The organism is Pontibacter mucosus, assembly GCF_003054055.1.
GTDB lineage: Bacteria > Bacteroidota > Bacteroidia > Cytophagales > Hymenobacteraceae > Pontibacter > Pontibacter mucosus.
The window spans coordinates 129,565-149,768 of record NZ_QBKI01000003.1 but is presented as its reverse complement, the minus strand read 5'-3'; the positions used below and the strand labels follow the sequence as shown (position 1 = coordinate 149,768).

Below are 20,204 nucleotides of genomic sequence, written 5' to 3'. Positions count from 1 at the left end.
TTTTTAAAAGTATAACCGCTCAGGATTAGCCAGATCTCTTTAAGAATGGCAGGCATGTACCTTTTATTGTATTTGTGGAAAAATAACCTCTAGGAGGCCATCGCCCGCGGAACCGGGTGCAGGATCTTGAAAACCAGCTCGCGCAGGATATCGGCCTCGCTCACATCGCCCCCGGTTATACCCTTCACCTGCAGGTCGGCCACCCGGATAAAGTGGATGATATCCACGCAGCGTGGCAGGGGATACACCCGCATGGCCTGCATGTAGTCCTTCACCTTCCAGGCCTGGTTGCCCAGGCTTTTCTTCAAGCCTCCCTCCGACTTATCGGCCTGGGCATGCAGCACCAGAATTTTGGTGAAGAAGTTAAACAGCATCGTCAGGTTTGGGATGAGCGGGTTGTTCTTCGGGTTGGCCTCAAAATAATGGATGATGCGGTTGGCCTTGAGCGCATCGCGCGCGATGAGGGCCGCCTGCAGCTCGAAGATGTTGTATTCCTTGCTGATACCTACGTTCTCCTGCACCAAGCCTTCATCCACGGTGGCGCCCGGCCTGAGGTTTATCAGCAGTTTGTCGATTTCATTCGCCAGCCTGGACAGGTCAGATCCGATATACTCGGCCAGAAGCTGTACGGCCTGCTGCGTGGCCTTCATGCCCTTGCTCCGGAGGTAGCTGTTGATCCAGGCGGGCACCTGGTTTTCGTAGAGCTTTTTGGTGGTAAGCAGCACGGCGTGCTTCTGCACCGCCTTTGCCAGCGACTTACGCCCGTCCAGCGACTTATGCTTGTAGCAGAACACCAGTATGGTAGAGGGCAGCGGGTTTTGCAGGTAAGCTTCCAGCTGCTTCATCCCCTCCTCTTTCTCAATATCAAGTATACTTTGGGCCTCTTTTACAATCACCACCGACCGCTCCGACATCATCGGGAAGCGCTTGGCCTGCAACAGCACCTGCGACACGTCTACGTCCTTACCGTAAAGCACCACCTGGTTAAAGCCCTTCTCGTGCTCCTGCAAGGCATGTGCCTCAATGTAAGCGGCAATGGTATCGATGTAATACGCCTCTTCGCCCTGCAGAAAGTATACAGGGGCAAACTGCCGTTGCTTGAGCTGCTCTATAATGCCTTCGGGTGTATGGGACATGGTCGTGTAAGTATAGCGGGTAAACAGGCAATTTAAACTTGCAGGGCCGCTTCTACAAATTTAAGGCCTCTGTCTTAAACATAAAGTATAAACCTGTCATTATGGTAGCAGAAAAGCAGAACTCTATTGCCTTCAGGGGTGTTTTATACCACACAGCCGGGCCAACCGTTTTTAAAGTGTAGCCATTGGCTGGTTTAGTTTGTACTTCCATGACTTTCTTTAATAAAAATGGCCGCAAGGCGCACCGCAGCTACAGGTTTGTAAAGCAGATGGCCCTTTGGGGTCTTTTCGTGCTGCTGCTGGTTAGTATGATTTCTGCCATTTCGCCAACGAATACCGGTATTAGCCCTATTGTGCTGAAGACAGAAGCGCTGGGATTTACGCCAAAGGAGTTTTATGTGGCCCGTGTGGTGGATGAGCGCCCAAATAAGGCTGCTGTGGCCCATATCATACCTGCGCCTGCCCCGGGCAAGGCAATAGCTACCGCCGCTGTACCGGTAGACCTGCAGGGTGGCGGCTTACAGGGAGTGCAGCAGTTCATAGGCAAAGGCATTCCGGCTAATAAAAAGCTGCGCCCCATCATCATAACCCTCAAAGAGTTCGAGCTAAAGGAGTCGCCAGCCGAAAACGGTCGTGTGCAGGGACAGGCGGTCACGGCCATGAAGTTTGAGATGCAGGGCGATGGCGAAATTATCCCCTTAACAGAGTATAAAGGAGGCGTGCGCTACAACAGACCGGCCAGCCAGGAGGAGGCCATAGAACCTGCCCTTCGCCAATCACTGACGGGAGCGCTGGCATACTTTAACAAGTGGATGGACGAAAATGCCAGCTCTAATCCCCGGCTTGCCACAAGTATAAAAGTTATTTTTTCGGATTACGCGGCCAGCACTCCCTCTGATACGGTCTTTTATTCCCCCAGTCGCCCGCTTAACTGGAGCGACTTTACCGGCAGCCCCTCCAAACCGAGCAAATTTGCAGCCGCCGTTTTCCCCAGCTTTGCCTACGAAGGCCGCAGCGAGGTTGTAAACGGGGAGCTGCAGCTATACCTCGACTTGAAAGTATACGTGCTGCAAAGCTCCTCCTGGGTAAAGCCCGACGCGCGCAACGACTACAGCCTGAACCACGAACAAAGACACTTTGACCTGGTAAAACTGGTGGCTGAGCGCTTTAAGAAAAAAATAACGCCGGAGATACTATCGGTGGTGGACTATAACAGCATCATCCAATACCATTTTATTGAGTCGTATAGGGAGATGAACCAGCTACAGGACCAATATGACGCCGAAACCCGCCACGGGCTGGACCAGGCGGCGCAGGAGAGATGGAATAAGAAGATAGCGGAGGAACTAGGGAGATTGTAGATAGTATCAACTGCCGCTAGCATGCAGCCTCTTCCTCGCCTCTTTAAAGCTTTGGGTAAAGTTCTGCACGAATGCAGCTGTATACTTTCCTGAAGGGTCTAAGTCCGGGTCCAGGATGGTGATTTCAGCTCCCGCTGCCTTAGGGCTGGCCAAGAGCATGGTCACTAGTTGATTGAACTCCTCATAATGCAGACCGCCGGGTGTCCTGCTATCCACAGCAGGCATAACAGCATCGTCTAAAACATCTACATCCACATGGAGCCAGAATCCGTCCAGGTTTTCTGCTTCAACCATTTCAAGAAAAGAATTCACGCAGCTGCTGATTCCTTCTTTCCGGAGCAAGGCAAGGCTAACATACTTTGCCTCTGAGTCTATAATAGCACGCTCATACGCCTCATCATACTCCCGGTTGCCAACGCACCACACATACTTTTCCTGTAAATATGGCTTCTGTCCGTTGATGTTGACCAGTTTCTCGTGGCCAATTCCGGCAGCGACTGCCGCCGCCATACCTCCCAAACCTCCTGTCTCGGAAAGCTCGGGGCCCATAAAGTCTGTATGCCCATCCAGGTAGAACAAGGCATAGTTACCGCGGCTTTTCAAAGCCAGAGCAGCCCCAAGCTGTATACTGCAGTCACCTCCAAGTATAAGGGCAAATTGCCTTTCTGATAAAACACGCCTCAGCACGGAAGCTTGCTCTTTCGCGTACTGAATAATCACGTCTGCATTCAGGACGTTCGATTCCTCGTCACGCTCCATGCGATAAGGCGGCGCTTCAAGCGACAAGATGTCTGCCGGGGCTATCAATTGGTGAAAGCCGTGCCGCCGCAACCAGTTTGGCAACTTCTTAACACCAGGCTCCTGCCCCGGAATCGGCTCCCGCAGGCCCAGGTTGGAGGGAAATTCAAGTATGACGACGTTTTCCATAGCTATTGGTGTCAGAAAGAGTTATGCTTCCTATACTTTATACTTCAGGAGTGTACAGAGAGCATACAGGTAAGTGGTGTTTAGTATTTTATCTCCTACGACTTTCCGCCATTTAAGCATACCTTATGCGCTCCCATCGGTTTTTTAGTATTTGCTTTCAGGTTTGATGAGCTTATAACTTAAAATGCTTAGCCTAACGGACTTGCCTATAAAGTGGCGTAGCTAATTTATAGGTCTTGTTGGAGGGATTTGTATTCATTATACATTCTTCTCAGGTATGTATGGCCTTCTTTAGTAAAAGCCATTTGCCTTCTGCCATCTTTCATGTAAATAAAGGTGTTTACTGAATCTATATCAAAGTCAATGTATTTTGTAACAGTTGCTCCATTATATATTTTAATAGCTCCAATCGGTCTACCAAAACGTGGCGGCGGAGGCGGTGGAAGCTCTCCTTTCGCTGTGTCCGTTGGATAAATAATTAATGTTGTCGTTGTATCATTAGGTATGAAAGCGGCTAAACGCTTAATATCATCCTTTTTAGTCAACCTTTCTTTGATATGTAGTGGTGTTTTATGTGGTCTTGTTTCTCCAATTAGTAGATGAATGCTATCACTACTTATAATTAGGTTCTTAATTTCCGAGACATTTAATTCTCCTGTTAGTTTTAACTGAGCATTTCTATCTTCAGCTTTTTCAGAAATTACTTCTTTTCGTTTTGTATCTACATTGTCACAACTAACCAGCACCAGGAGTGTGAGAATTGCGAATAAGTTTATTTGCGTAATTTCAATTTCCTCCAACTAATGTATAAACGTGAACATACGTTTATCTGTACTATATATAAATCATAATCACCCCCCAAAACAGGGTGTCCTATTCTCTAAACAATATAGTATAAACTTAATCATTCCTTCTACCCCACCCCAATCTGCTAACTCTTTTTTATCTTTGCCGGGAACAGACGAATGAAGGTATAGATGAATCTTATTGAAGAACTGCGCTGGAGAGGCATGCTCCATGATTTCATGCCGGGCACCGAAGAACAACTGGCCTCCGAGATGACCTCCGGCTACATTGGCTTCGACCCTACGGCCAAGTCGCTGCACATCGGCAACCTGGCCACCATTATGCTGCTGGTGCACCTGCAGCGCGCCGGCCATAAGCCGCTTGCCCTTGTTGGCGGCGCTACCGGCATGATCGGCGACCCATCGGGAAAATCAGCTGAGCGTAACCTGCTGGACGAAACGACGCTGCGCGAAAACCAGGAAGGCATCCGCAAGCAGCTGGAGAAGTTTCTGGACTTTGACTGCGGCGCCAACTCCGCCGAAATCGTTAACAACTACGACTGGTTTAAGGAATTCAGTTTCCTGGGCTTCCTGCGCGACGTGGGCAAACATATCACCGTGAACTATATGATGGCCAAGGACTCGGTGAAGAAACGCATTACCGCCGAGGAAGGCGACCGTGTGGAGGGCCTCTCCTACACTGAGTTTGCGTACCAGCTCATCCAAGGTTATGACTTCTACCATCTCTACAAAACCAAAGGAGTAAAGATACAGATGGGCGCCTCCGACCAGTGGGGTAACATCACCACAGGCACCGAGCTGATCCGTCGTATGGACGGCGGTAAGGCTTATGCCATGGTGGGCAAGCTGGTTACCAAGTCTGACGGCACTAAATTCGGCAAGTCGGAGGGCGGCAACGTTTGGCTCGACCCGAACCTGACGACTCCTTACAAGTTCTACCAGTTCTGGCTCAACCTGTCGGATGAGGAGGCTGAGAAGCTAATCAAGGTTTATACATTGATTCCACAAGAAGAGATTGCACAGATTACAGAGGAGCACAAACAGGCCCCTCACCTACGCTTGCTGCAGAAAGCCCTTGCTAAGGATGTTACAATTCGCGTTCATTCCGAAGAAGACTACAATGCCGCTGTAGATGCTTCAGAAATTTTATTTGGAAAAGGCGATTTGGAGACGTTGAAGGGCCTAAAAGAGGATGTTTTGCTCTCTGTTTTCGAAGGGGTGCCACAGATAGAAGTTAGCCAGGCTGACTATGCCAATGCCGCCACTGTAACCGACCTGCTTTCGGAGGTGACAGGCGGACAGGTTTTCGAGTCGAAAGGTGAGGCAAAGCGCATGATTAAGAACGGAGGCGTAAGTGTAAACCGCCAGAAGGTTCAGAGTGCCGAAGACAGTGTTAACTTCGAGTTGCTGCAGGGCAAATACCTGGTGGTGCAGAAGGGTAAGAAGAACTACTACCTGATTTCGGTTAACTAACTGATAATCAGAAGTATAATAAAATAAAAAGGTGGCCTTTGCAGGTCACCTTTTTATTTTATCCAGTCTGTTGGAAGCTTATTTCTTCTCAGCTGTGCTGTTCTTAATGTCCTGAACTTCCTTACGGATGTCCTGAGCCATGTTTTTCAGATCCTGCATACCTTTACGTACACGAGTACCAGCGGCAGCATTTCCCTTATCGTAGAACTTTTCGAAGTCACCTTCCAGAGACATTACCAAGTCCTTCAGTTTGCTAAAGTTGTTGTTCATTAGAGCAATTGTTATAGTGAAACATTTAATTTTATAGCTCTAATATACACATTTGTTACAAACAAGCAAAGATTAGGGAATTTTAATATAAGCCTCTGGGAGCTCTTAGGCCGTAACTGCAGGCGTAGAGTAAAGTCCCTTATCTAGCTTTTGTGCAATTTTCTCAAATGCAGCAATCGTCTCCTCCACATCGGCCAGCGTGTGCGCGGCAGTCGGGATAAGGCGAAGCATGATAACATCTTTAGGCACCACCGGATATACTACGATAGAGCAGAAAATGCTGTAGTTCTCGCGCAGGTCAAGCGTCAATTGTGTCGCATCCGGAATCTGGCCGTTCAGGAACACCGGCGTTACCGGTGACTCTGTTGTGCCGATGTTGAAGCCTTTCTCACGCAGGCCGCTCTGCAGGGCGTGTACCACCTCCCACAGTTTATCCTTCAGCTCAGGCTTGGTGCGCAGCAGCTCCAGGCGCTTAATGGCACCAACTACCAACGGCATTGGCAACGACTTAGCGAAGATCTGAGAACGCATGTTATAGCGCAGGTACTCGATCACCTGCTCGTTAGAAGCCACGAAGGCGCCGATGCTGGCCATGGACTTGGCGAAGGTAGAGAAGTATACGTCGATACCATCCTGCACGCCCAGGTGCTCTCCTGTACCGGCACCGGTGGCACCCATGGTACCGAAACCGTGTGCATCGTCTACAAACAGGCGGAAGTTGAATTTCTCCTTCAGCGCCACAACTTCAGCCAGCTTGCCCAGGTTGCCGGACATGCCGAACACACCCTCCGTGATCACCAGGATAGCACCGCCGGTATTCTCGGCCCACTTCGTGGCACGTACCAGTTGCTTCTCCAGGCTCTCCATGTCGTTGTGTGAATACACAAAGCGTTTGCCCTGGTGCAGGCGCACCCCGTCGATTATACAAGCGTGGGATTCAGCGTCGTATACAATCACGTCGTGGCGGTCAACCAGCGCGTCGATGATAGACAGCACACCCTGGTAGCCGAAGTTCAGCAGCATCGCATCCTCCTTCTTCACAAAGTCAGCAAGCTCCGCCTCCAACTGCTCGTGCAGGTTTGTATTGCCAGACATAATACGGGCACCCATAGGTGTCGCCATGCCCCACTCTGCAGCTGCCTCGGCATCAGCCTTGCGCACCTCAGGGTGGTTAGCCAAACCTAGGTAGTTGTTCAGGCTCCACGTCAGCACATCTTTCCCCCTGAACTTCATCCTCGGGGCAATCTCGCCCTCCAGTTTAGGGAATGTAAAATAGCCATGTGCGTAATGTGAGTGGCTGCCTAACGGACCTCGGTTGGTCAACAACTTTTCAAATAAATCCACTTGTGTAATAATTAGGTTATTGGGATAAATTCTGTACCAAATGCTATTACTCCTTACATTAATTAATGAAGTATAACGCAGCGCAAAGTTATGCTTTATTCGGCTCATATACAATTATTACCCTATACTACCACCGTCAATTTTAATTCGCCATTTTTAACTTTGACTTCAAAGCTGTTTCTTTGAAGTAGAATAAACCATAACGTCTGCATGAGAAAAATCAACAAGATACTGGTTGCCAACCGGGGTGAAATAGCGCTGCGCGTGATGCGTACGGCCAAAGAGATGGGAATTAAAACCGTAGCCGTCTACAGCGAGGCCGACCGCAATGCCCTGCACGTGCGCTTTGCCGATGAGGCTGTATGCGTGGGAGGTCCCAAATCCAGCGAATCTTACCTGCGCGGCGACGTTATCATTCAGGTTTGCAAAGACCTTGGTGTTGACGCTGTTCATCCGGGTTATGGTTTCTTATCAGAGAATGCGGCTTTTGCCAAGGCGGTGCAGGAAGCCGGCATCACTTTCATCGGCCCTACTCCGGAGGCGATTGAGTTGATGGGCAGCAAGCTGGCGGCCAAGGCAGCTGTGGCAAAGTATAACATCCCCATGGTGCCCGGCACGGAGCACGCCATCACGGATGTAGAGGAGGCCAAGGAAATTGCCCGCCAGGTTGGCTTTCCCATCCTGATCAAGGCGAGCGCAGGCGGCGGTGGCAAGGGCATGCGCGTGGTGGATAGCGCTGAGGTGTTTGAGGAGCAGATGCAGCTGGCTGTTAGTGAGGCCACTTCTGCCTTCGGAGACGGTTCTGTATTTATAGAGAAGTATATTGGCTCCCCGCGTCACATCGAAATTCAGGTGCTGGGCGATACGCACGGCAACATCGTGCATTTGTTCGAGCGGGAGTGCTCTATCCAGCGCCGCCACCAGAAAGTTATTGAAGAAGCACCTTCAGCTATCCTCACTCCTGCCTTGCGCGAGGAAATGGGCCGCAGTGCCGTAAATGTGGCAAAGGCCTGTGATTATGTTGGCGCCGGTACCGTGGAGTTTTTGCTGGATGAGAACATGAACTTCTACTTCCTGGAGATGAACACCCGCCTGCAGGTAGAGCACCCGGTAACCGAGCAGATAACCGGGCTGGACCTGGTGAAGGAGCAAATCATGATTGCGGAAGGCAACCCGTTAAGCTTTCGTCAGGAAGATCTGCAAATAAACGGGCACTCGCTCGAGCTACGGGTGTACGCCGAGGATCCGGCCAATAATTTCCTGCCCGATATCGGCAGGCTGGAAACCTATAGAAGGCCACAAGGCCTGGGTGTGCGGGTGGATGATGGTTTTGAGCAGGGTATGGAGATACCGATCTATTATGACCCGATGATTGCCAAGCTTGTTACCTTCGGGAAGGACCGCCAGGAAGCCATTGCCAAGATGCTGCGTGCCATCGAGGAGTATCAGATTACTGGAATTGAAACAACACTTCCCTTCGGCACCTATGTCCTGCAGCACGAGGCATTTGTGAGCGGCAACTTCGACACGAAATTCATTGAGCGTTACTTCAACCCGGATGTATTGGAGAGAAAACCAGACGAAGGTGTCGATGAAATAGCCGCAGCCCTGGCCGCCGTGTTGCTGCAAAGGCAAAAGCCTGCTTCCCCTGCTACAGCAACTTCAGAAACCCACACGTCAAACTGGAGAAGAAACAGGACAAGGTAAGTATAACCCGCAAAGTATAAGTATAAAGTATAAATCCCCTGGAATAGAGGTTGTCCTATGCGCCAGGGGATTTATACTTTCAATAGCTGCTTCGGACTTGAGCTGTACCGGACATTCTTGTCCGGAACCATTGCTGGTCCGGATTTCCAAATCCGCGTAAGCCATACTTTTGTACTTGCTCTTTCTGGCGCAAGTCTTCAGACTTGTGTCTTACCATGATGTCAAGTTTGCAACTTGACTGGCTAGAAAAGTCATAAGTCATACTTTATACTTTGGCTGTACTATTATACTTGTCAGCCATTCTTCTATACTGCTAATTTACACTTCCCTAGCCCCTGCTTCCTTCTATTTGAACCAAGCTATCCTTACTAGCTGCCGCTTATCCTCTAGACTAACATACCTATAGTTCCATCTATACTTTGGTGCCCTCTCAGGCCGGGAGGCCTCGCCTTCGGGTATCGCGCTGCTTTCGCTTCCTTTGCTCCTACGTCGCAATGCCCTCCGGGCACCGGAAAAACTGGGAACAAGCTCGATAGCTACTGGCCACGGAGCTTCAGTCAAGTCCTCCTTCGAAGGAGGTTGGGGGATGATAATCACCAGCGGACAATTCCCCTCTTGGGAGGGGGTGGGTTTATACAATGTAGGGACAGGTCGCGCTATGTCCGCACAAGAGCTGCTGCTTATGGAATTTATACTTCAGCAGCAGTAACTAAAGAACTCCCCTCCTTGGATAAGGAGGGGCAGGGGTGGTTTGACCTGGCATGCAGAAGCTCGCCACTGCTATAAATGCCTGGTGCTTATACTTGCAGGAACAGGTATTAACAGCTATACAAACGACCTACCGGAAAGCAAGGGAAAAGCTACAAGCATCTACTTGCGCCACCGCATAAAGAAAAAATAAGGCCAAATTATACTTGCTTATTCAAATCGTACAGGTGCTATACTTGGGCCTGTGCATACTATCTCTATACTTTCACCATAGCCCCATCCAGCAAAGTATAAAAACAAAAAGGGCTTAGCATGCAGCTAAGCCCTTCTGTAATATATCTGAAAGTAAATTACTTTACTTTGTCAACGATAGCTTTGAAAGCCTCCGGATGGTTCATCGCCAGGTCAGCAAGTACTTTGCGGTTCAGGTCGATGTTAGCCTTCTTCAGGCCTCCCATCAGCGTAGAGTAAGACAAGCCATGCTCACGGGCACCGGCGTTGATACGCTGGATCCAAAGCGCTCTGAAGTCTCTCTTCTTCGCTTTTCTATCGCGGTAAGCATACAGCAAACCTTTTTCTACCGCGTTTTTCGCAACTGTCCAAACGTTCTTGCGACGGCCAAAGTAACCTTTGGCCATTTTCATTATTTTTTTTCTTCTGTGTCGTGCTGCTACGACGTTTACCGATCTTGGCATTTTGTTTAAAGTTTTGGCGGCTGGTGATTTATACTTAAATCTTTCTTAGGACCAGATACCGGGTTCGTACTAATAATTAACCGTTTCCTAATTCTGTCGCAGAATTAGATTTTCAGCATGAATTTAACGTTTGCTTCGTCGGCTTTGCTAACAAGGCCGATGTGCGTCAAATTACGCTTCTGCTTCGTCGTCTTCTTCGTCAGGATGTGGCTCTTGTAAGCGTGCTTACGCTTAATTTTGCCAGTACCTGTCAAAGAAAAACGCTTCTTTGCACCAGATTTGGTTTTTACTTTTGGCATGAGTGTATAATTAATTGAAAAAATTACTTTTTCGCAGGAGCATTCTTCGGTGCCAGAATCAGGAACATACGCTTCCCTTCCAGTTTCGGCAACTGCTCAACTTTCGCTAAATCCTCCAGGGCCTGCGCAAACTTCAGAAGCAGAATCTCACCACGCTCCTTAAACACGATGGTTCTACCCACAAAGTGCACGTAGGACTTGATTTTATAGCCACTCTCCAGGAAGCCTTTCGCATGCTTGAGCTTGAACTCGAAGTCGTGCTCATCGGTGTTCGGACCAAAACGGATCTCCTTGATCACCACCTTCTGCTGCTTGGCCTTCATCTCCCTCGTTTTCTTCTTCTGTTCGTACTTGAACTTAGAATAATCGATGATGCGGCATACGGGTGGGTTGGCGGTCGGCGAAATCTCAACCAGGTCAAGATTCTGCTCATTGGCCATTCTTTGAGCATCTCTCACCGAGTATACTCCTTGCTCAACATTGTCGCCCACCAGTCTTATTTCTCTGGCAGTTATTCTTTCATTGACTTTGTATGGCTCCTCCACCTTCCCGCGTGGGATGTTGCGCCTGTTCTGCGTAGTAGCTATAGTTGTACCTCCTTAATTTAAATTCTACAATTAGGTTGCGAATATCGCAAATTATCTATCAAAATGAAAATACTTTTCTTAATTGTTCAGCATTTCAGCGATTTTACGCTGAAACAGCGTGCCGAACTCCTCCACTGACATGGAGCCCAAATCGCCTTCGCCGTGCCTTCTGACAGAGACGGCGCCGTTCTCCTGCTCCTTCTCCCCTACTATCAGCATGTACGGCACCTTGCGCACCTCGGCATCGCGAATTTTGCGGCCAATCTTCTCGTCGCGGTTGTCCACGTAACCTCTGATGTCGTCCTGCTGCAGCTGGTCGTACACCTGCTGGGCATACTCGTGGTACTTCTCCGAAATTGGAAGTATGGCAATCTGCTCCGGGCTCAGCCACAGCGGGAAATTACCCCCACAGTGCTCTATCAGCACGGCCACGAAGCGCTCCAGCGAACCAAATGGTGCACGGTGGATCATTACCGGGCGATGTTTCTGGTTATCAGCACCGATGTACTCCAGCTGGAACCTTTCTGGTAAGTTATAATCCACCTGAATAGTTCCCAGCTGCCACTTACGGCCAAGGGCATCCTTCACCATAAAGTCGAGTTTAGGTCCGTAGAACGCAGCCTCCCCCAGTTCGGTTACAGTGCGCAGCCCTTTCTCGGCAGCGGCCTCTATGATGGCGCTTTCGGCCTTCTCCCATACTTCGTCGGTACCGATGTACTTTGCTTTGTTCTCCGGATCGCGCAGCGAAATCTGAGCCGTATAGTCATCGAAGCCGAGGGCCTTGAACACGTAAAGCACCAGGTCAATTACCTTGATAAACTCCTCCTTCACCTGGTCCGGGCGGCAGAAGATGTGGGCATCGTCCTGCGTAAAGCCTCTTACACGGGTTAAACCGTGCAACTCGCCGCTTTGTTCATAACGGTATACGGTACCAAACTCCGCCAGACGCACCGGCAGTTCTTTGTAAGAGCGCGGACGTGTTTTATAGATCTCGCAGTGGTGCGGGCAGTTCATCGGCTTCAGCAGGAACTCCTCGTTCTCGTTGGGCGTCTTGATGGGCTGGAACGAGTCGGCGCCATACTTCTCGTAGTGCCCGGACGTCACATAGAGTTCTTTGCTGCCGATGTGCGGGGTAACTACCGGCTGATAACCGGCTTTTACCTGCGCCTTGCGCATGAACTGCTCCAGGCGCTCGCGCAGCAACGTGCCTTTCGGCAACCACAGTGGCAAGCCCATGCCCACCTTCTCGGAGAAGGCGAACAGCTCCAGTTCCTTGCCCAGCTTGCGGTGGTCACGCTTTTTGGCCTCTTCCAATCGCTCCAGGTACTCGGTCAGCTCCTTCTGCTTCGGGAAAGTTACGCCGTAGATGCGGGTCAGCTGCTTGTTCTTCTCATCCCCGCGCCAGTACGCGCCGGCAATGTTCATCACCTTGGCCGCTTTAATAAAACCGGTATTCGGGATGTGCGGTCCACGGCAAAGGTCAACGAAGTTGCCCTGCTCATAAAAGGTGATGCTTCCGTCCTCCAGGTCCTTTATCAGATCCAGCTTATACTCGTCGCCCTTCTTAGTGAAATATTCAATTGCGTCCGCCTTGGATACTTCGCTGCGCTTGTACTCATTTTTCTGACGGGCCAGTTCCAGCATCTTCTGCTCCAGCCTGGTAATATCCTCCGGCGACAGGTGGTGCTCGCCCAGGTCCACGTCATAATAAAAGCCATTCTCTACCGGAGGACCGATACCGAATTTAACGTCCGGGTACATGTCCTCCAAAGCCTCGGCCAGCAAGTGGGCAGAGGAGTGCCAGAAGGTGTTTTTGCCTTCGTCATCGTTCCAGGTGAGCAGCTGCACCGTCGCATCCTCGCTGATGGGGCGCGTGGCATCCCAGACAGCTCCGTTTACTTTGGCAGCAAGCACGTTACGAGCCAAGCCTTCGCTAATGCTCTGTGCGATCTCAAGGCTGGTTACGCCGCTTTCAAACTGGCGCACCGAACCATCCGGCAGTGTGATGTTGATCATAGTGGTTTATCTTTCTATCTGTTCCTGTAGGCGTACAGCTGCACTATCAGGCATTGGTCTTGCAATTCTATACTTTAATCTGGCGATGGACCGGTTGGCATACGTTGCCTTGGGGTCTACCCGCAGCAGCCGCTGGTACATCGAAAGAGCCTTGGTGTACAGGCCGTTGCGCTCAAAGGCAGTAGCCAGTTTTACCAGGTACTCCGGGTTGTTGCGGTATACTTTGTACACCTTCTCCAGGTGCTCCATCGCCTCAAAATCATACCCCTGGGCCAGTTGGTGAACACCCAGTCGGTAATGGGCCGCCGATAAGGTATCGTTTATACTTACGGCCTTGTTGTAAGCAAGCACGGCACTGTCCTGTCGCTGCTCCTGCTGGTAAACTAGCCCGCGGTTATACCAGAGCTTGGCATCGCCAGGAGCCGAGGAGAGTGCGTGCATCAAGTACGGCTTGGCCTCAGCATACGCTCCTTTGTCAATCAGGATCGCTGCCAATTCCCGCTGCGGCTGCATAAAGCCCGGCGCCTGCTCCAGGGCAAGTTTGTAGTTGCGCACCGCTTCGGCAGAGTCTCCGGACGCTTCCTGCACACGGCCTTTGTAATAAAAGACGAACTCATCCACAGGCGAGAGTTCCTGGGCCTTCAGGATATACTCCATAGCCTTATCATACTCTTTGCGCTGCAAGTATAACTCACTGAGCAGCACATACAGGGAGGCGCTTTGGTACGAGTTGCGTTCCGCCGTTAAAGCCAGCGGCAGGGCCTCTTGCGGTTTGCCCATGGCACGCAGCACCTGCGCTTTCACAAACAGGCTGGCCGGCTCGTTTTTAGTTAGCCTTACGGCCTCTTCCGCATCCTCAAGCGCTTTCTCCAGCTCCCCTTTCTGCAACAACACCACCGCGCGGCGGGCATACAAGCTTCCGTCGCGCCTGGAGTTCTCTATGGCTATGTTCAGGTTTTGAAGCTGCGCTTCCGGGTCGTCCTTTACCTGCTGCAGATCCACCATCCGCTCCCGGCTACCTTCTTCTGTAGCACAGGAGGCCAGGCCAACCGACAGCACTACTAGCACCAAACTCCAAATCCGCATCTATTACCGGCTAACGTTAAATCTGGCAAAAGCGCCCTTATACTTTGCCTGCGCTAAATTAAGACATTTTACCTAAATAGAAACACAACTAACGCAGGAAGCAAAGGTGTTGCCGTAAAACAAAAAGCCTGCTACCGGATAGGTGCAGGCTTTTTGTGTGTCTTTATACTTTACAGCTTCTGCTTTTGCTGCTGCTCCTGTAACAACATACTGCACCGCCTGCTAAGCTCCAGCTCCTCCTTCGTGGCGAGGGTGAGCGTAAGGGCGCGTTGCAAGGTGTTGATGCAGGAAGTTGTGTTTTTCATCTCTTTGTAAATATTGGCCAGATCATAGTAATACGCTATGTTGTCCGGGTCGTACGTAATCGCCTTCTCGATGGCATCAGCCGCTAATTCATTCGTCGCCTCGCCGCACACGCCTCCGAAAAACACCTTCGAAGCGGTTTTCTCGGCAAAGTTAAGGTTCGCCATTTTGAAGTACCAGCGGCCCAGCAAATGCCAGGATCCGGCATGCTGGCTGTTGTCAGCCAGCGCGGCATCCACGAACGACTTCATCTGATGAAAGTTTTGCAGGCGCTCCTTCGGGCCTGAAGCCATAGCCTTCGATCCTATGGCCAAAGCCATCGCGTAGTTCGGCTCAGCGTCCTCCGGCTGAAGTTCGTAAGCCTTTAGGGCATACTGCTTTGCCTTCAGAAAGTGCTCCTGCTTATGCGTCTCGTCCAGAAACCGCTCGCCGATGCGGCTATGCAACACACTGGCCTTGCACAGAACCTCCACATTGTCGGGAGACTCTGCCAACACCTGCTCGTAAATCTGCAGTGCCTCGGACTCTTTATAATCGCTTAAAAGCTGCTCCGCCTTCTTCAAAAGCTCGTTGTTGCCGGATGCACCTCCCTCAGCCCAAACGGGCTCAGAACAGGCGACTCCCAGTGCGCAACAAAGTATAACAGCCTTTAAAACAATCTTCATAAAGCAATTTCTCTCCTGTAAACTACCAAGCACGAGCGACTTAAGCAAGGCCTGGGAGAGAAAATCTAGAAAAGATCCAGCTGCTTTTTCTCCTTCAGTGCCTTTTTCGCTTCGTTGGCCTCTATATCGATTTCTACGGTTTCAGATTCCAGAGGTTGAGCACCGCTCACCTTCGCAGCTTCTGCCGCCAGTTCTTTAAGCTCAGCCGGCAACGTTACCGGCTCCTTTCTGGCTGCCTTTTTGGCTTTTGGCTTATCCTCGTCCGGCTGCTCTACCTCCTGCATCTTGGGCACCTCTACCTCAAAAATCTTGTAGTAGTTGAGCTTATTGCCAAGCGCTTTCCAGCCCTTCACATCAATAAACTCGTTCAGCAGCAGCTTCTCGGTTTCGCGCTCGCCACGGATGGATCGCTTGAACTTAATCGTAGCCAGTGGCTGCGGATGCGTGGACACAGCCTCCAGCCTGGTATTTTTCGTCTCCGGAATAAAGGCAAAGCGCTTACCTATCGTGGTGGTCTCAATCTTGAAACGCTTCACGTAATAGATTTTGTTCTCGCCCTCGTAATAAATGGTTGAAATAACCAGCTCCGGATCAAACTTCTGCAGCACCTTCAGCTTCTCCACCGTGTAGTGGTTGGCCAGGTCAAAGGAGGTCAGCTCATACGTGCCATCTTCATATACAGCAAGTATAGAATCGTCGGTATTGAATGAGCCCAGGTAGCGTCCGCGCCCTTCGGTGTTTAAACGCCCGATTACCTCATCGTAGTATATCTCGCGTCCACCCAGGGTAGATTCGCCCAGGCTCTTCTGCACCACCTTCTTCACCGGGTACTTCGTCACGATATTGCCGTTCGAGCCCTTGCCTTTAATCATCAGCTCCGCAAAGTCAAAGTCGAACACCTTGTTGCGGGCTGTGGCGCTCGGAGACAAGGTAACGGTTACCACCTCCGACTCTGAGTTAGGGTTGGCAGTGAGGTAATGTACTTTAGAGCCCTTGTTACCTTTGGTGAGGTCATACTCTTTGTCGCGTGTTACAGACTTCACGGAGAAACGCTTGGCATAAGACACGCCCGACTTACCATCGAGGTAAATCATATTATACACCATGTGCTCGTCGTTCTTGTTGTACACCCCGGCAAATATAATGTCCTTGCCCACGAAGGTTTTCTCAGCCACCCTGGTCACCGTAAACTTACCATCCTTGCGGAACACGATGATGTCATCCATGTCGGAGCAGTCGCACACGAACTCGTCCTTGCGCAGGCCTGTTCCGATAAAGCCGTCCTTGGCGTTCATGTACAGCTTCTGGTTGGCAATGGCCACGTTCTGGGCATTGATCACATCGAAGGTTTTTACCTGCGTACGGCGATCTTTGCCCTGGCCATACTTTTTCAGCAGCCCTTCAAAGTATGAAATAGCGTAGCGGATCAGGTTCGCCAGGTTATCATCCACCTCAGCCATCTCCTCCTCCAGCTTCCTGATGTACTCATCTGCTTTGAAGGAGTCATACTTGGAGATACGCTTGATCTTGATCTCGGTCAGGCGGATAATGTCCTCTTCCGATACCTCGCGTCGCAACAGGTGCTTAAACGGATCGAGTCCGGTATCAATGGCATTCAGCACTGCCTCCCAGGTCTCGCACTCCTCAATGTCGCGGTAAATGCGGTTCTCAATGAAAATCTTCTCCAGCGAAGAGTAGTGCCACTTGTCCTCCAGCTCCCCTTTGCGTATCTCCAGCTCACGCTTCAGCAGGTCTACTGTTTTAAAGGTAGAAATGCGCAGCAGCTCGTTTACATCCAGGAAGTGCGGTTTATCATCGATGATCACGCAGGCATTCGGAGAGATAGACACCTCACAGTCGGTAAAGGCGTAGAGGGCATCCATCGTCAGGTCCGGCGAAACCCCTGTTGGCAGGTGCACCTGTATCTCCACCTCGGCGGCGGTGTTGTCCACCACCTTCTTTATCTTGATCTTGTTGTTCTCGCTTGCCTTCACGATCGACTCCATCAGCCCGGTGGTCGTAGTGCCATACGGCACGTCGCGGATGATGAGCATCGTCTTGTCAACCTTCTCGATGGTGGCGCGCACACGGATTCTTCCGCCGCGCTGGCCGCCGTTGTAGTTGGTCACGTCCACCTGCCCGCCGGTCGGGAAGTCTGGCAACAGCGTGGTGCTGCGCCCCTTCAGCACATCAATAGAGCCTTTAATGAGCTCCTTGAAGTTGTGCGGCATTATCTTCGTGGACAAACCTACGGCAATACCTTCCACACCCTGCGCCAGCAGCAGCGGGAACTTCACCGGCAAAGTTACCGGCTCATTTTTACGGCCGTCGTAGCTCAGCTGCCACTGCGTCGTCTGCGGGTTAAACACCACATCCAGCGCAAACTTGGAGAGGCGCGCCTCAATGTATCGTGCCGCCGCCGCGCTGTCGCCCGTGCGCACATCGCCCCAGTTACCCTGCGTCTCTATCAGCAGGTCTTTCTGGCCCAGGTTCACGATGGCGTCGCCGATAGAGGCATCGCCGTGCGGGTGGTACTGCATGGTCTGCCCGATAACATTGGCTACTTTGTTAAAGCGGCCGTCGTCCATCTCGCGCATGGCATGCAGGATGCGGCGCTGTACCGGCTTGAGGCCGTCCTCAATGGCTGGCACCGCACGCTCCAGAATTACATAAGAAGCATAGTCGAGGAACCAGTTTTCATAGAGGCCGGACACAGGGGTTACGTTATGGATAATCTCGTCCCCTCCGTCTGTAAACTCTACCTCCAGTGCTTCGTTTTCGTTCAGCTCTTCGTTGTTCAACTCGTCGTTATGCATAAACTTCCTCTACTATATCTTTTTCTATCTTCAGGTTATCGATGATGAACTGCTGACGGTCGGGCGTGTTCTTGCCCATGTAGTAGCTCAGCATCTTCTGTATGGTGGTGTCCTTTTGCAGGATGACCGGCTTGAGCTTGATATTCTCGCCAATAAACTTGCCAAACTCGTCAGGGGAAATCTCACCCAGGCCTTTGAAGCGGGTAATTTCAGGGTTTCTGCCCAGTTTCTGTATCGCTTCCTGCTTCTCGGTTTCGTTATAGCAATAGATGGTCTCCTTCTTGTTGCGCACCCGGAAAAGCGGCGTTTCCAGAATGTACACGTGGCCATTCCGTACCAGGTCCGGGAAGAACTGCAGAAAGAAGGTCAGCATCAGCAGGCGGATGTGCATGCCGTCCACGTCGGCGTCAGTCGCTATGACAACGCGGTTGTAGCGCAGGCCTTCCAGCCCTTCCTCTATATTCAGGGCGTGCTGCAGCAGGTTAAACTCCTCATTTTCATACACCACTTTCTTTTTCAGGCCAAAGCAGTTGAGCGGCTTACCACGCAAACTGAAAACGGCCTCCGTATCCACATTGCGCGACTTGGTGATGGAACCGCTGGCCGAGTCACCCTCCGTGATGAACAGGGTGGAAACAGCGGCATTCTCATGCTTGTCCTCGTTGAAGTGCAGGCGGCAGTCGCGTAGTTTGCGGTTGTGCAGGTTGGCTTTTTTGGCGCGCTGGTTAGCAAGTTTTTTCACGCCGGCCATGTCCTTGCGCTCGCGCTCGCTCTGCTCGATGCGCTTGCGCAGCGCCTCGGCTGTCTCAGGGTTTTTGTGCAGGTAGTTGTCGAGGTGCTCCTTTACAAAATCATTGATATAAGCACGCACGGCAGGTCCGTCAGGCCCCATTTCGATAGAGCCCAGCTTTGTCTTGGTCTGCGACTCAAACACCGGCTCCTGCACCCGTATCGAGATGGCCCCGATGATGGAACCGCGGATATCGGTCGCATCATAGTCTTTCTTGTAGAAATCGCGCACCGTGCGCACCACCGCCTCTCGGAAAGCCGCCAGGTGCGTACCGCCCATGGTGGTGTACTGGCCGTTCACAAAAGAGTAGTACTCCTCGCCATACTCGTTGCCGTGGGTCATGGCCAGTTCGATGTCCTCTCCTTTCAGGTGGATGATCGGGTAGCGCATGCTCTCCTCATCGGCCTTGTTGCGGAGCAGGTCCAGCAAACCGTTCTCGGAGTAGAATTTCTTGCCGTTGAAGTTGATGGTTAACCCCGCGTTCAGGTATACATAGTTCCAGATCTGGTTCTCCAGGTAGTCAGGGTTGAACTGGAAGTTCTTGAAAATAGTGTCGTCCGGGGTAAATGTGGTGAGCGTGCCGTTGCGCTGCGTGGTCTCCTGCACTTCCAGGTCCTCTACCAGCACACCGCGCTCAAACTCCGCTGCCTTCATCTTACCGTCGCGCACCGACTGGATGCGGAAGTAGCTGGAGAGGGCGTTCACCGCCTTGGTACCCACACCGTTCAGACCAACTGACTTCTGGAAGGCCTTGCTGTCGTACTTACCGCCGGTATTGATCTTGCTCACGCAGTCGATCACCTTGCCCAGCGGAATGCCACGGCCGTAGTCGCGTACCTGCACCTTGTGGTCGGAGATTTTCACCTCAATGGTCTTGCCGAATCCCATCACGTGCTCGTCGATGGAGTTGTCGATAACCTCCTTCACCAAAATGTAAATACCGTCGTCTGCCGAGGAGCCGTCGCCGAGTTTGCCGATGTACATACCAGGGCGCAGCCGGATGTGCTCACGGGGTTCAAGGGAGCGTATGCTGTCTTCGTCGTAATTGTGCTCTAACTCTGCCATTCTGAAAGCGTAAGTGTAGTTGGTTGGTAAAATCGATGCGAAAGATAGGAAAATATAGAAGACATGCCGCAACTGATAAGTTCCTACCCCACGCTAAATTAAGGAGTTTTTCCGAGCGATGCTAATTACCTTAGCTAATACTAAGTCCTC

The 20,204-nt window shown here is 51.1% G+C and carries 16 protein-coding genes; 3 read left to right on the top strand and 13 right to left on the bottom strand.

Annotated elements, in window-relative coordinates:
• Nucleotides 1–89: 89 nt before the first annotated feature.
• Nucleotides 90–1,136, bottom strand: a complete 1,047-nt coding sequence (holA, locus tag C8N40_RS07035) for a DNA polymerase III subunit delta (protein WP_108211080.1) — start codon at nucleotides 1,134–1,136, stop codon at nucleotides 90–92.
• 209 nt (nucleotides 1,137–1,345) lie between these two features.
• Between holA and C8N40_RS07030 the strand changes: the two genes are divergently transcribed.
• The gene (locus C8N40_RS07030; RefSeq protein ID WP_245905033.1) at nucleotides 1,346–2,497 is read left to right on the top strand and encodes a hypothetical protein; all 1,152 of its coding nucleotides are present in this window, start codon (nucleotides 1,346–1,348) and stop codon (nucleotides 2,495–2,497) included.
• 6 nt (nucleotides 2,498–2,503) lie between these two features.
• Here C8N40_RS07030 and C8N40_RS07025 read toward each other — a convergent pair whose 3' ends face one another.
• Nucleotides 2,504–3,424 (bottom strand): arginase family protein, encoded by a 921-nt coding sequence (locus tag C8N40_RS07025; RefSeq protein ID WP_108211079.1) that lies wholly within the window; start codon nucleotides 3,422–3,424, stop codon nucleotides 2,504–2,506.
• A 227-nt stretch (nucleotides 3,425–3,651) separates the two neighbouring features.
• Nucleotides 3,652–4,224, bottom strand: a complete 573-nt coding sequence (locus tag C8N40_RS07020) for a hypothetical protein (RefSeq protein ID WP_108211078.1) — start codon at nucleotides 4,222–4,224, stop codon at nucleotides 3,652–3,654.
• 177 nt (nucleotides 4,225–4,401) lie between these two features.
• On the opposite strand from C8N40_RS07020, the gene tyrS reads away from it, so the two are divergent.
• Nucleotides 4,402–5,703 (top strand): tyrosine--tRNA ligase, encoded by a 1,302-nt coding sequence (gene tyrS / locus C8N40_RS07015; RefSeq protein WP_108211077.1) that lies wholly within the window; start codon nucleotides 4,402–4,404, stop codon nucleotides 5,701–5,703.
• 78 nt (nucleotides 5,704–5,781) lie between these two features.
• Here the strand turns inward: tyrS and C8N40_RS07010 are convergent, their stop codons facing one another.
• Entirely contained in the window at nucleotides 5,782–5,973 is a 192-nt protein-coding gene (locus C8N40_RS07010) for a histone H1 (protein WP_092105592.1), read from the bottom strand.
• 105 nt (nucleotides 5,974–6,078) lie between these two features.
• Nucleotides 6,079–7,317, bottom strand: coding sequence for an aminotransferase class I/II-fold pyridoxal phosphate-dependent enzyme (locus C8N40_RS07005; RefSeq protein ID WP_092105590.1), 1,239 nt, complete (start codon nucleotides 7,315–7,317; stop codon nucleotides 6,079–6,081).
• A gap of 210 nt (nucleotides 7,318–7,527) precedes the next feature.
• On the opposite strand from C8N40_RS07005, the gene accC reads away from it, so the two are divergent.
• On the top strand, nucleotides 7,528–9,024 hold the full coding sequence (gene accC, locus C8N40_RS07000; RefSeq protein ID WP_108211076.1) for an acetyl-CoA carboxylase biotin carboxylase subunit: 1,497 nt from the start codon (nucleotides 7,528–7,530) through the stop codon (nucleotides 9,022–9,024).
• 1,058 nt (nucleotides 9,025–10,082) lie between these two features.
• On the opposite strand, the gene rplT is transcribed toward accC, so the two are convergent.
• The 8 genes from rplT to C8N40_RS06960 form a co-directional block, all read right to left on the bottom strand.
• The gene (gene rplT, locus C8N40_RS06995) at nucleotides 10,083–10,427 is read right to left on the bottom strand and encodes a 50S ribosomal protein L20 (RefSeq protein WP_108211075.1); all 345 of its coding nucleotides are present in this window, start codon (nucleotides 10,425–10,427) and stop codon (nucleotides 10,083–10,085) included.
• Between the two features lie 104 nt (nucleotides 10,428–10,531).
• A complete protein-coding gene (rpmI, locus tag C8N40_RS06990; protein WP_025605954.1) occupies nucleotides 10,532–10,726 on the bottom strand; it encodes a 50S ribosomal protein L35 in 195 nt (64 codons plus the stop codon).
• Nucleotides 10,727–10,749: 23 nt separating this feature from the next.
• Complete coding sequence (gene infC, locus C8N40_RS06985) at nucleotides 10,750–11,271, bottom strand: translation initiation factor IF-3 (RefSeq protein ID WP_092105584.1); 522 nt, start codon at nucleotides 11,269–11,271, stop codon at nucleotides 10,750–10,752.
• Between the two features lie 120 nt (nucleotides 11,272–11,391).
• Nucleotides 11,392–13,329 (bottom strand): threonine--tRNA ligase, encoded by a 1,938-nt coding sequence (gene thrS / locus C8N40_RS06980; protein WP_108211074.1) that lies wholly within the window; start codon nucleotides 13,327–13,329, stop codon nucleotides 11,392–11,394.
• A gap of 6 nt (nucleotides 13,330–13,335) precedes the next feature.
• Nucleotides 13,336–14,397 carry a tetratricopeptide repeat protein gene (locus tag C8N40_RS06975; RefSeq protein ID WP_245905050.1) on the bottom strand — a complete coding sequence of 354 codons (1,062 nt, stop codon included), beginning with the start codon at nucleotides 14,395–14,397 and terminating at the stop codon, nucleotides 13,336–13,338.
• Nucleotides 14,398–14,585: 188 nt separating this feature from the next.
• Nucleotides 14,586–15,383: a tetratricopeptide repeat protein gene (locus C8N40_RS06970; protein WP_108211072.1), complete on the bottom strand. Its 798-nt coding sequence runs from the start codon at nucleotides 15,381–15,383 to the stop codon at nucleotides 14,586–14,588.
• A gap of 65 nt (nucleotides 15,384–15,448) precedes the next feature.
• On the bottom strand, nucleotides 15,449–18,199 hold the full coding sequence (locus C8N40_RS06965; RefSeq protein WP_108211071.1) for a DNA gyrase/topoisomerase IV subunit A: 2,751 nt from the start codon (nucleotides 18,197–18,199) through the stop codon (nucleotides 15,449–15,451).
• The gene (locus tag C8N40_RS06960) at nucleotides 18,192–20,054 is read right to left on the bottom strand and encodes a DNA topoisomerase IV subunit B (RefSeq protein ID WP_092105573.1); all 1,863 of its coding nucleotides are present in this window, start codon (nucleotides 20,052–20,054) and stop codon (nucleotides 18,192–18,194) included. Before C8N40_RS06960 ends, C8N40_RS06965 begins: the two co-directional genes overlap by 8 nt.
• Nucleotides 20,055–20,204 lie beyond the last annotated feature (150 nt).